Origin of the sequence: Pseudomonas sp. Irchel s3f19, from assembly GCF_900187555.1 — a bacterium.
In the GTDB taxonomy this organism is placed as follows: Bacteria; Pseudomonadota; Gammaproteobacteria; order Pseudomonadales; family Pseudomonadaceae; genus Aquipseudomonas; species Aquipseudomonas capeferrum.
Map to the genome: position 1 here is coordinate 126,729 of NZ_FYDW01000007.1, position 12,003 is coordinate 138,731.

Here is a 12,003-nt window from a genome sequence, read left to right on the forward strand (position 1 = left end):
TCAGAGAGATGAACAATGCAAATCTGGAAGTGGAGTGCCACCGAAACGCGTGCACGGATCGCGGCAGGTGAAGTCAGCTGCACAGAAGTCGTCACGCAGCACATCGATCGCTGCGAGGCGATCAACCCCAGCATCAACGCTGTGGTCACCCGCAACTACGAACAAAGCCTCGCGCAGGCTCGGCGGATGGACCAGCAGCGCCGCGCCGGTGACACGCTGCCGCCACTGTTCGGCGTGCCGGTCACGGTAAAGATCAATGTCGACCAGGCAGGCTACGCCAACTCCGATGGGGTTCCCGCCCTGGCCGCGCAACGCTGCGAACACGACGCACCCGTAGTGGCCAACCTGCGCAAGGATGGGGCGATCATCATTGGCCAGACCAACACGCCGGAGTTCAGCACCCGCTGGTTCACTGACAACCCGCTGCACGGTGCCACCTCCAACCCCTGGAACGCGGCGCTGACGCCGGGTGGCTCGTCAGGTGGCGCAGCGGCGGCCGTGGCGTCAGGCATTGGCTGTATCGCCCATGGCAACGATATGGGCGGCTCGCTGCGCTACCCGGCGTACTGCTGTGGCGTGACCACCTTGCGCCCGTCCATGGGCCGCATCGCGAACGGTTCGCCCGCCTGTGAACAGGGCCGCCCGCCGATTTCCCAACTGTTTTCGGTGCAGGGTCCGATCGCGCGCAATGTGCAGGACTTGCAACTGGCGTTTGCGTCGATGAGCCAGCCCGCCGCCCTCGACCCGGACTGGCGCGCCGGGCGCAACGCCGGGCGCATCGATCGCCCCATGCGCGTGGCCTGCTGCATCGACCCGTTCGACAGCGGTGTCAGCCCGGCAGTGGAACGTGCCATAGCCACCGCGTGCCTGGCGCTGACCGAGTCCGGGCACCAGGTAGAACAGGTTCGCCCGCCACTGGCCCTGGAAGGCGCGATGCTTTGGGGGCGATTGGTCGCCGCCGAATCCACTGCATTGTTCGTAGAGGGTGTCGCACGCCATGGCTCAGCGCAGATCAACGAGGTGGTCAACGGCATGAATGCCCACTTCGGTGCCTCCGATGCCGGTCAGCTGCTGCGCGACTTGCGCCTGCGCAACCTGATCCGTCGCCAATGGAACCTGTGGCTGCAGGCCTACGACGCCGTGCTGATGCCGGTCTCGGCCCAGGCGCCGTTCGCGGACAACTATGACCTTGGCGCCCCGGCACAGCTTGAAGCGCTGCTTGAGGCCCAACGCGCGCTGTACTTGGTGAACCTGCTGGGTTTTCCAGCGGTTGCCGTGCCGACCGACGTGCAGGCAGACGTACCGCAAGGTGTGCAACTGATCGGCGCCCCCCTGGAAGACGAGCGCTGCCTGCAACTGGCAGCAGACATCGAACGCCACTGCGGGGTGTTCACGCCCGCACTGTGGAACAAGCAACAATCCTTCAGCAACAAGAGCCTTTGACATCATGACCCGATTCATCAGCGTTTCAGACCTCAGCGAGTACTTGTCCGGTCATGGGGTCGATACCCTGCTGCGCCGCCTGACCGACTACATCGAAGATGATTTCCGTCGATGGCAGGCCTTCGACAAGTCTGCACGGCTGGCCAACCATAGCGATGTCGGCGTCATCGAACTGATGCCCATCGCCGATGCCGGGCGTTATGCCTTCAAGTACGTCAATGGCCATCCAGGCAACATCGAGCACAACTTGTCCACGGTCATGGCCTTCGGCGTGCTGGCCGATGTCGCCACCGGCTACCCGCTGCTGCTCTCGGAACTGACCCTGACCACTGCAATCCGCACCGCTGCCACTTCAGCACTGGCGGCCAGGTACCTGGCCCGTGACGACGCGAAGGTGATGGCCTTGATCGGCAATGGCTGCCAGAGCGAGTTCCAGGCCATCGCGTTTCACACCCTGCTGGGTATTCAACGGGTGCAGTGTTTCGATGTGGACCCTCGCGCCACGCAAAAGCTGCTGCACAACCTCAAGGACTATCCAGGCCTTGAGGTGGTTGCCTGTGAATCGGCCGAGGCGGCCGTGCACGGCGCGGATATCATCACCACGGTAACCGCCGACAAATGCCTGGCCACCATCCTCACCTCGGACATGGTGGCGCCAGGCATGCACATCAACGCCGTGGGCGGCGACTGCCCCGGCAAGACCGAGCTTGACCCGCAGGTGCTGCGCCAAGGCACGGTGTTCGTCGAGTACGAGCAACAGACGCGTATCGAAGGCGATATCCAGCAACTGCCCGGTGATTTTCCGGTTACCGAACTGTGGACCCTGATCGCCAATGACCGTCACGGTCGCACGAGCAAGGACGAGATCACCGTGTTCGATTCGGTGGGCTTCGCCCTTGAGGACTACTCGGCCCTGCGCCTGCTCTACGAGCTGAGCAGCCAGGAAGGCCTTGGCAGCAGCATCGAACTGGTCCCTGAACTGCCCGACCCCAAGGACCTGTACAGCCTGACCAAAGATGGCCGGGCAACGCGCAGCCTGCATAAGGTTGCCTGACTTCCGGCACACGTGCGACCGAGGCCCACGTGCCCGGTCGCCGACAATCAGCGCTTTGCCTGCGTCGCCAACAAGAACAACATATTCCAAACAGTGGGGCATCCATGAGCAATACGGCTACCTTCAAGCGCAACCTGGGGCTGCTCGACCTGACCCTGATCGGCGTCGGGTCAATGATTGGCTCAAGCTGGCTGTTTTCATCGCTACTGGCGGTGAAGATCGCCGGTCCGGCCGCCTGGATTTCCTGGCTGATCGCTGCATTCGCCAGTTTCTTCATCGCCATGACCCTGGCCGAACTGGGCAGTGCGCTGCCCAAGACCGGCGGGTTGGTCCGATACCCGGCCATGACCCACGGGCCTCTGATCGGGTTTATCGTCAGCTTTGCGGCGTTCATCATGTACTCGTGCGTGGCCGGGCTCGAGGCCGTGGCGGTGCGCACCTACGCCAGCGCCTGGCTGCCCGCGCTGGGCGGTGCAGAACCCACCCTGCTCGGCTGGTGGTTCCAGGCCGGCTTGATCGGGGTGTTCTTCCTGATCAACTACTTCGGGGTCAAGTCGTTCGGCAAGGCCAATTCGCTGGTAACCGTCATCAAGCTGGGGGTGCCGGCGGTGGTGATCGTGACCTTGGCCTTGCATTTCGAACCCAGCAATTTCACCGCCCATGCGTTCGCGCCAAACGGCGTCAGCGGTATCACCGCCGCCGTTTCCACTGCGGGGCTGATCTTTGCCTTTGGCGGGTTCCAGAACATCGTGATGTTCAGCGCCGAGGTCAGGAACCCCTCGCGCACCATTACCCTGGCGATCTTCTTCTCGTTGCTGATCACCACGCTGGTGTATGTGCTGCTGCAAGTGACCTTCATCGGGGCGGTGCCCAGTGCAATGCTGAACCAAGGCTGGGGCGCCCTGCAGATGAGTACGCCATTCGCCGACCTGGCCAGCATGCTGGGCCTGGCATGGCTGGTCAAAGTGATCATGGCCGATGCCCTGATCTCACCCGCCGGCACCGGCAACGTGTACCTGGCGGCAACCGCACGACAGGTGTATGCATGGGCGCGCAATGGCACGTTCTTCAAACGCTTCACCGCACTGGACGCCAACACCGGCGTCCCCCGGCTGGCCCTGTGGCTGTCGCTGTTCATGGCGCTGTTCTGGACGTTGCCGTTTCCCTCCTGGGAGGCCTTGGTGCAGGTGAACTCGGCAGCTGGGGTGATGCTGTTCACGCTGCTACCCATCTGCGTGATGACCCTGCGCCTCAACGCGCCCGACCTGCCGAGGCCTTATCGGATCCGCGGCATCGGCCTGATCGCGCCACTGGCATTCGTGAGTGCAACGTTCATCTTCTATTGGGTGGGCTGGAAGACCCTGTCGTGGATGCTCGGCGCGTTCCTGCTATTGATGCTGGTCTATTGCCTGGTGGCCCGAGGCAGACAAGTCGCGGGGGTTGGCTTTGCCCAGCAGCTGCGCTCAAGCGCCTGGATCGTCGCCTACTTCCTGGGCTTGATGCTGATCAGCTGCCTTGGCAACTTCGGTGGCAGCGGGCTCATGCCGGCGCCGTGGGACCAGGCCTTGGTTCTGGTGTTGTCGCTGGCATGCTTCTATTGGGGTGTCGTGTCTGGCATCGCGCGCGCGCCACAGCAGGTGAGGCTGGCCACCGTGCCCGGCGCTTAATCGATGCTTTGCAGAAAGCCTGCCAGCCGCAAGGCGATGGCCTCCAGGGCTTGCGGGCAGTAATGTTCAGCGCTCCAACCGGCGTGCAGGTCAATGCCCAGGTAAGGTTGCGCAGGGCTGGGTAGCGGGTCAATGACCCGCAGGCTGTACGCACCGAAGCGCGGCAGGTCGGTCACGATACCAATGCCGCGCCCGGCTGCGCACAGCGCTTGCAACACAGTGGCGTGGCCACATTCGCTCACCCCACGGTAAGCCAGCCCTGCACGAGCCACCGCCAGGTCCAGCTGGATGCGGCTGATGTTCTGGCTGCCGAGCAGCAGCAAGTCGTGTTGCAGCAGCTCGGCCAAGGCTATCTCGCTGCGCCCTTCGAGCGCCCATGGGTGCGCTGCCCAGACATAGGCGCGCAAGGGCGCCCGTCCCAGGTAAAGGCTACGCAGGTCGCTGTCGAGGGCGCTGGGTGTAACCACCATGTCCATGCCTTGATGAAAGCGCTCAAGCAGATCGGCATGAGGCGCATCCACGGTGAGGATCATCGGGTCGTCCCTGCCCAGCGTAGTGATGAATGGCGCGATCAACTCACTGATGGTGGCAGGCGTGGCGGCGATGCGCAGGTCGCGCAGTTGGCCGCTGGCCAGGCTTTGCGCGGCAATGCGGATACTGCGCGCCTTCTCCAGCAACTGCCGCGCCAGCGGCACCAGGGTATGGCCCGCAGCAGTCAGGGCCAAGCGGTTGCGATGGTGCTCGAACAGCTGCAGGCCCAGCTCCTGCTCCAGGGTCTGGATCTGACGGCTCAGCGCTGGCTGAGCCAGGTGCAGTTTATGAGAGGCCGCGGTCACGGTGCCTAGATCGACCACTGCAAGAAAGCACTCGATCCGCCTGATATTCACTGTGCAGGTACTCTTAGGCCAATGCAGAACGTGCCCATGAACAGGTCATCACAGCTAGGAAGTCATGGGCTCGCATGGCGCGCATCATAACGGGCTTTGCAACATTGCTACAGAGGCTTGCGGATACGCCGACGGCGCCACCTTGAAGGCAGCACCGCCTGCAACGGCGCCTCAAGCCCCCGTGTGCATCTCGCGAATCAGCTTCTTGTTGATCTTGCCAATGCTGGTCTTGGGGATATCGGCAACGAAATGCACCTGTCGCGGAATCGCCCACTTGTTGATCTGCCCGCAGTCGACGAACTGCTTCAGGTGCGCCTCGAGCATCGGCTGGTCAAGGCTGCCGTCTGATGCACGCACCACCAGGGCGATAGGCCGCTCGCCCCACTGCTCGTCAGGGATGCCGACCACCGCCACGGCGCTGACCGCCGCATGCTGGCTGATCAGGTTTTCCAGGGTCAACGAACTGATCCACTCCCCGCCGGTCTTGATCACGTCCTTGATCCGGTCCTTGATCTCCAACACCCCGTGGCGGTCGATCGAGCCCATGTCACCGGTGTGCAGCCAGCCGTCCTGCCACAGTTCGGCGCCTTTCTGCGGCTCGTGCAGGTAGCCCTGGGTCAACCAGGGTGAGCGCACCACGATTTCACCCAGCGACTCACCGTCGTGAGGCATGGCGTTACCCTGGGCATCGACGATGCGCAGGTCAACCATCGCCACGGGGGCGCCGGTTCTGATCCGCTGCGCGACCTGCTCGGCCATGGGCAAGGCCAGGTCGGCTTCGCGCAAGTGGGTCAGGGTCAGCAGCGGGCAGGTCTCGGACATCCCGTAGCCACTGTAGATCAACATGCCACGCTCGCTGGCCTGGCGGGCCAGGCCGTGGGTCAACGCGCTGCCACCGAGCAGGATCTTCCAGCGGCTGAAATCGGTGTGCTGGCCTTGCTCGCAGTCCAGCATCATCTGCAACAGGGTGGGCACGCAGTGGGAGAACGTCACCCCTTCGTCGCGGTACAACCGCACCAGGGTGTTCGGCTCGTAGCGCCCGGGGTACACCTGCTTGACCCCCAGCATCGTGGCCACGTAAGGCACGCCCCATGCGTGCACATGGAACATCGGCGTGATGGGCATGTACACGTCGCTGGACCGTAACAGTGGCTGGCCATCGTAGGCGGCGAAGGTGCCCAGTTCGTTGAGGGTGTGTAGCACCAGCTGGCGGTGGGAGAAGTACACCCCTTTGGGGTTGCCCGTGGTGCCAGTGGTGTAGAACAGCGTCGCCACCGAATGCTCGTCGAAGTCGTCGAACTCGGCTTCAGGGCTGGCGGCGGCCAGCAGCGCTTCGTACTCGCCCAGCACGGGCAACGAAGTGGCCGGCGCCTGCGCGTCCGTAAGCTGCACGTAGCCGCGCACGGTCCCCAGCTGACCGTGAATCTGCTCCAGCAGCGGCACGAAGTCGTCATGCACCAGCACCAGGTCGTCTTCGGCGTGGTTCATGGTGTAGGCAACCTGCTCGGGGGACAGGCGCACGTTCACCGTGTGCAACACCGCACCCAGCATCGGCACGGCAAAAAAACACTCGAGCGAGCGGTGGCTGTCCCAATCCAGCAGCGCCACGGTATCCCCGGCCTGCACCCCGGCCGCACGCAGCGCATTGGCCAGGCGCCGGACCCGCTGGTCGAGGTCGCGGTAGGTGTAGCGCAGCTTGTCGGCGTAGACGATCTGCTGTTCCGGCTGGTGGCGTACCCCTGACATCAGCAGGCGTTTGATCAGCAGGGGGTAGGCATAGGCACCGGCTGCCGGCGGCATTATTTTTGTCTTGGCCATGTAGGTAGCTTCCAGTTATTCGTGTTCGGTTCGACTAAAGGGCACTCACGCGCTCATCCGCGTGGGCGCCTGGGGTTGGCACACGCGCTCGTCAGGTGGCGTCGGCGCAGCACACGTCTCGGGCTCGGCGGCAACAAAGCGCTTGTCCGGCAGCAGGAAGTACGACAACGCCGGGATCAGCACCAGGGCACCCAGCATGTTCCACAGGAACATGAAGGTCAGCAGGATGCCCATGTCGGCCTGGAACTTGATCGGCGACCACGCCCAACCGACCACGCCCGCCGCCAGCGTGATGCCGACCAGGCCGACCACCCGGCCGGTGAAGGCCACGGCGTTCTGGTAGGCCTCGCCCAACGAGCGGCCCTGGCGCTGGTAGTGCAACTGCACGCTGAGCAGGTACAAGGCGTAGTCCACGCCAATGCCGACACCCAGGGCGATGACCGGCAACGTGGCCACTTTCACGCCAATGCCCATCGCCACCATCAAGGCCTCGCACAGCACCGAGGTCAGCACCAGCGGCAACAGCGCCACCAAGGTCGCTCGCCAGCTGCGGAAGGTGATCAGGCAAAACAGCGTGACCGCCAGGTAGACGAACAGCAGCATGGTGCGGTTGGCGTCACGGACCACGATATTGGTTGCCGCCTCGATGCCGGCGCTACCGGCCGCAAGCATGAACTGGCGCTCTGGGGTGCTGTTTTCGCGGGCAAAGCGGTCGGCGATAGCCACCACATCGTCGAGGGTCTGGGCCTTGTGGTCCTTGAGGTAGGCGATCACCGGCATCAGCGAACAGTCGTTGTTGAACAGCTCCGGGGCGTTGACCGACGCTTGTTGGGCGGCATAGTTGAGCATGTCTTGGTTGCGCTGCAGGCTGCTCATCTTCGGGTTGCCCTCGAACGAGCCTGCGGTGATCTGGCGCACGGCGTTGACCAACGAAACGGTGGTCTGCACGCCCGGGTACTGCTGCAGCTCCCAGGCCAGGCGGTCGGCGAGCATCAGCGTCTGGTAGCTCAGGCAGCCTTCGGGTGGGGTCTTGATCATCACCGCAAACAGGTCGCTGGACAGTGCGTAGTGGCGGGTGATGTAGGCGTTGTCGCGGTTGTAGCGCGAGTCGGCGCGCAGCTCCGGCGCGCCGCTGTCGAGGTCGCCGATCTTCAGCTGCAGGCTTGCCCAGAAACCAACTGCGCCCATCAGCACGGCCACCAGCACCGCGCCGGTCGCCCACTTGCGCGTGGTGAAGCGGTCGAGCGCATCCCACAGCTTGCCGAAGCCGCGGTGCTCGGCGGCGCGGCGGTCGATGCGCAGGGCGCGCTCGGCGGCCTTGCGGCCCACGCCGACATACGACAGCGCCACCGGTATCAACAGCAACGAGGTGAAGATCAGTACCGCAACCCCAATGCTCGCGGTGATCGCCAGGTCCTTGATCACCGGGATGTCGATCAGCATCAGCACGGCAAAGCCCACGGCGTCGGCCAGCAGCGCGGTGACCCCGGCCACGAACAGGCGCCGGAAGGTGTAGCGCGCGGCTACCTGCCTGTGCGTGCCGCGGCCGATGTCCTGCATGATGCCGTTCATCTTCTGCGCCGCATGCGAGACGCCGATGGCGAAGATCAGAAACGGCACCAGGATCGAATAAGGGTCGATGGCATACCCCAGCCAGCCGACGATACCCAGTTGCCACACCACCGCCGCCAGCGAACAGCACACCACCAGCAAGGTACTGCGCACACAGCGGGTATACAGGTAGATGATCAGCAGCGACGTGCCCACCGCCAAGGCGAAGAACATCATCATCTGGACCAGCCCGTCGCTCAGGTCGCCCATCAGCTTGGCAAAACCGATGACCCGCACCTTGTACTTGCCGTGGCCCTCCTCGCCTGCCCTGCGCGCCTTGCTGTCGCCGGCGTACTCGTACTTGTCGCGCAGTTGCTGTTCGAGCATCTGCGAGAACTGCCGGTAGTCGATGCCGCGGCCGGTGGCCAGGTCGTGGTCGAGCAGCGGCACCACCAGCATGCTCGACTTGAAGTCGGTCGCCACCAGGCTGCCGACGATGCCGGCACGGTTGATGTTCTGCCGCAGCTGCTCGATGTCGGCCGGCTTGCCCTGGTAGTCGTCGGGCATCACCGTGCCGCCCTGAAAGCCCTCCTCGGTGACTTCGGTCCAGCGCACCCCGGGGCTCCACAACGACTTCATCCAGGCGCGGTCCACGCCCTGGGCGAGAAACAGCTCGTCGTTGATCTGCTTGAGCACAGTCAAATACTCAGGGTCGAAAATGTCGCCCTGGGTGTTCTCCACCACCACCCGCACCGAGTTGCCCAGGCCGCGCAGCGATTTGCGGTTGTCCAGGTAGTTCTGGATGTAGGGTTGGCTCTGCGGGATCATTTTCTCGAAACTGGGCCGCAACTCCAGGCGGGTCAGCGCCAGGTAGCCCAATACCCCCGTGACCAGCACCATGAACAGCATGAACAGCGGGCGGTAGTTGAAGACCATGCGCTCCAGCAGGTTGCCGGAGCGGGGATCGAAATCCTTCAGGTCGCGGATCACCGGCAGGGTGTCTTGCTTGATGTTGGCCATCACGAGTTCTCTTCGAATGCTTGGGGTTGTTATCGGGCCGGCAGCACGCGTACACCGCGTTCACCCACCAGTACGGTGCCGTTGCTGCGGGCCTGCACCGCAGCGGTCACCGGCGCCGGCGGCACCTGCGGCTGCACGGCAAAACTCAGGCCGCCGTCGCGGCTGCGCAGTACCTGGCCGGCCTGGCTGAACAACCAGTAGTCGCCGTTGCTGTCGATGCTGGCAGCCGTGATGCTTTGCGTAACCCCCGTGTTCACCCGGGCCCAGCTCTGCCCGCCGTCACTGCTGCGCGCCACATGGCCACGCAGGCCATACGCAAGCACTTCGCCGGGTTTACCGAGCACCCCGAACCAGGTCCCTTGGTAGGGGCTGGGCAAGCTGACGAAACGCTGTTGCCCAGCCTGCCACTTGAGCAGCAAGCCCTGTTCACCGGCCACGTACAGCTCATCACCGATTGCATGGATGGCATTGAGGTGCAGGCCTTGCGGGTTGTCGGTGCGGTCCTGCATCGGCACCCAGCTGTTGCCGCCGTCGTCGGTGCGCAGGATCAGGTTGAACACGCCCACTACGTAACCGTGCCGGGCGTCGACGAACCACACGCCAAGCAAGGGTTTGTCGGCGCCCTCCTCCACCAGCCGCTGGCCTTCGGCGGCAAATGCCGGCCATTGGGGGTCGTCCGGATGCGCCTTGGCCAAGGCCTGGTAATGCGCCTCGACCAGCGTGCCGATCTGCCGGCCGTCAAGCTGCCGGGCCCAGCTCGCCCCCCCGTCGCGGCTGTGCAGGACCACGCCATCGTTGCCCACCGCCCAGCCTTCGCGCGCATTCGCAAACACCAGGGCGTTGAGGTCGGCACTGACCGGCACACTGGCCTGGTGCCAGTCCTGGCCCTGGTTGTCGGAATACACGATGTGCCCACGCGGCCCCACCGCCACCAGCCGATCCCCCGCCCGCGTCACATCGCGCAAGGGGCTGAGCACCGCCAGCGCGCTCGGCTTGGCCGGCAAGTCCAGCACATCGACATACCCAGCCGCCCGCGCCGGGCCTTGAACGCCAGCCACAGCCATGGCCAACGCCAGCGCCCAGGGCGCCCATTTTCTTGAACAAGCCATGCCACATCCTCTGCAGACTCTGCCGGGTGCCCTTCTGGCGCGGCCGGCAGGTTGATCGTCGGGGGTCAGCGAATACCGGCGCCGGCGAGGGCTTCGGGCGACCACTGCGCCTTGGACAGAGGGCTGATGTACTCGATACCACCGTGCGGGCCGATCAGGCCGTTGATGTTGTAGCTGCCGCCGACCAGGTCGTAGACCACATGCGGGTTGTTGTTGGGGATCTGCACGTCGTAGCTCTGCGTGAAGAAGCTGTAGGAGCCGCGATACAACTGGCCTCGGGCGTCGTACTGGTCGGACGCCAGGGCGAACCAGCTGTCCTCGTCCAGGTAGAAGCGGCGTTTGGCATAAATGTGCCGGGCATTGCCCTTGAGGGTGCCCTCGACCACCCAGACCCGGTGCTTCTCCCAGCGCACCTGGTCTGGCGCCAGGTGGTTGGGCGTGGTCAGGCTTTTCGGGTCGTGGATGTAGGTCAACCGGTAGGTGTTGTACGGCACGTACATTTCGCGCTTGCCCACCAGGTGCCAGTCATAGCGGTCCAGCGCACCGTTGAACACATACACATCATCGAAGGTACCGGAGCCGGCCGTACCGGGGTTTGGCGTGTCGTAAGCCAGGTTCGGTGCCAACTTCACCCGGCGCTGGCCCGGCAGGTACTGCCAGGCGCGGCGTTCCTGCACCAGAGGGTTGGCGGCATCCTTGAGCATCATCGACTCACCGGCACGGCGTGCCGGGCCTTCGAAGTACAGCTTGGTCTGGAAATAGATGTCCTTGGCTCCGATGACCTTGTTCAGGTCCTCGTAGATCGGGTAGGCGTTGTAGGCCAGGCCCGTGGTGGCCAGGGCTGCCACACCGGCTGCGTCGACGTTCCACGAATCGTACTTGGCCTTCTGCGCTACGCCCTGGTAGCGCAGCAGGTGGTTCCACATGGCTTCGGCGCCCGACTGCGGGATGGGGAACGGCACGCCAGGCAACACATTCTCGATGGCCAGGCCATCCTCTAGCGACTTGGCGTTGGCGGCATTTTTCAGGGTGTTGTCCAGCAGCGCCTTGGGCAATGCCGCCGTACGGTGGCTCGGGTAGACCTCGATGCGGAAGGTGGGGAAGCGCTTGGCCAGCTCCACCGTGGTGGCGGTCAGCGAGCCCTGATACTGCTCGACGTTCTTGCCATCGATCACCAGCAGTGGCTTTTCCGCCGTGTAGGGGTCAGGCCGCAGGGTATCGCCTTGCTTGAAACCGGCAGGCGGGGTGTTCAGGCCGCCCTCGTAGGGCGGGATGGAGCCGTCGGCGTTGCCCGCCTGGTCGGCCCCCACCACGGTCAGGTCCTTGCCCAGCCGGGCGACGTCCTGGGCCGGTGCGCCCGCGTGGGCATGCCCGGCGAAGATGACCGCCAGCGAGGCGCACAGCAGGCTGTTGAGATGCTTCATCGCGTTTCTCCGCTTGTTGTTGTAGTGGCG

8 protein-coding genes are annotated in these 12,003 nt (G+C 64.3%); 3 read left to right on the forward strand and 5 right to left on the reverse strand.

What is annotated here, in order from left to right; translation table 11 throughout:
- The first annotated feature begins 15 nt into the window (after window positions 1–15).
- The 3 genes from CKW22_RS17880 (at window position 16) to CKW22_RS17890 (ending at window position 4,164) form a co-directional block, all read left to right on the forward strand.
- Entirely contained in the window at window positions 16–1,443 is a 1,428-nt protein-coding gene (locus CKW22_RS17880; RefSeq protein ID WP_033698530.1) for an amidase, read from the forward strand.
- Between the two features lie 4 nt (window positions 1,444–1,447).
- Complete coding sequence (locus CKW22_RS17885) at window positions 1,448–2,497, forward strand: ornithine cyclodeaminase (RefSeq protein WP_033698531.1); 1,050 nt, start codon at window positions 1,448–1,450, stop codon at window positions 2,495–2,497.
- A gap of 104 nt (window positions 2,498–2,601) precedes the next feature.
- A complete protein-coding gene (locus CKW22_RS17890) occupies window positions 2,602–4,164 on the forward strand; it encodes an APC family permease (RefSeq protein WP_050506075.1) in 1,563 nt (520 codons plus the stop codon).
- Here the strand turns inward: CKW22_RS17890 and CKW22_RS17895 are convergent.
- The 5 genes from CKW22_RS17895 to CKW22_RS17915 all read right to left on the reverse strand — a co-directional run bounded on the left by CKW22_RS17895 (window position 4,161) and on the right by CKW22_RS17915 (window position 11,973).
- A complete protein-coding gene (locus tag CKW22_RS17895) occupies window positions 4,161–5,051 on the reverse strand; it encodes a LysR family transcriptional regulator (protein ID WP_095064545.1) in 891 nt (296 codons plus the stop codon). The two genes, CKW22_RS17890 and CKW22_RS17895, sit on opposite strands and share 4 nt — an antisense overlap.
- Before the next feature lie 171 nt (window positions 5,052–5,222).
- Entirely contained in the window at window positions 5,223–6,869 is a 1,647-nt protein-coding gene (locus CKW22_RS17900) for a fatty acid--CoA ligase (protein ID WP_095064546.1), read from the reverse strand.
- 45 nt (window positions 6,870–6,914) lie between these two features.
- Window positions 6,915–9,440, reverse strand: coding sequence for an RND family transporter (locus CKW22_RS17905; RefSeq protein ID WP_256577311.1), 2,526 nt, complete (start codon window positions 9,438–9,440; stop codon window positions 6,915–6,917).
- Between the two features lie 29 nt (window positions 9,441–9,469).
- Complete coding sequence (locus CKW22_RS17910) at window positions 9,470–10,549, reverse strand: YCF48-related protein (protein ID WP_033698538.1); 1,080 nt, start codon at window positions 10,547–10,549, stop codon at window positions 9,470–9,472.
- 65 nt (window positions 10,550–10,614) lie between these two features.
- Complete coding sequence (locus tag CKW22_RS17915) at window positions 10,615–11,973, reverse strand: DUF1329 domain-containing protein (protein WP_033698539.1); 1,359 nt, start codon at window positions 11,971–11,973, stop codon at window positions 10,615–10,617.
- Between the last annotated feature and the right edge of the window lie 30 nt (window positions 11,974–12,003).

Coding starts and splice junctions, on each gene's coding strand:
- CKW22_RS17880 (WP_033698530.1), top strand. CDS start 16: ATGCAAATCTGGAAGTGGAGTGCCACCGAAACGCGTGCACGGATCGCG.
- CKW22_RS17885 (WP_033698531.1), top strand. CDS start 1,448: ATGACCCGATTCATCAGCGTTTCAGACCTCAGCGAGTACTTGTCCGGT.
- CKW22_RS17890 (WP_050506075.1), top strand. CDS start 2,602: ATGAGCAATACGGCTACCTTCAAGCGCAACCTGGGGCTGCTCGACCTG.
- CKW22_RS17900 (WP_095064546.1), bottom strand. CDS start 6,869: ATGGCCAAGACAAAAATAATGCCGCCGGCAGCCGGTGCCTATGCCTAC.
- CKW22_RS17905 (WP_256577311.1), bottom strand. CDS start 9,440: ATGGCCAACATCAAGCAAGACACCCTGCCGGTGATCCGCGACCTGAAG.
- CKW22_RS17910 (WP_033698538.1), bottom strand. CDS start 10,549: ATGGCTTGTTCAAGAAAATGGGCGCCCTGGGCGCTGGCGTTGGCCATG.
- CKW22_RS17915 (WP_033698539.1), bottom strand. CDS start 11,973: ATGAAGCATCTCAACAGCCTGCTGTGCGCCTCGCTGGCGGTCATCTTC.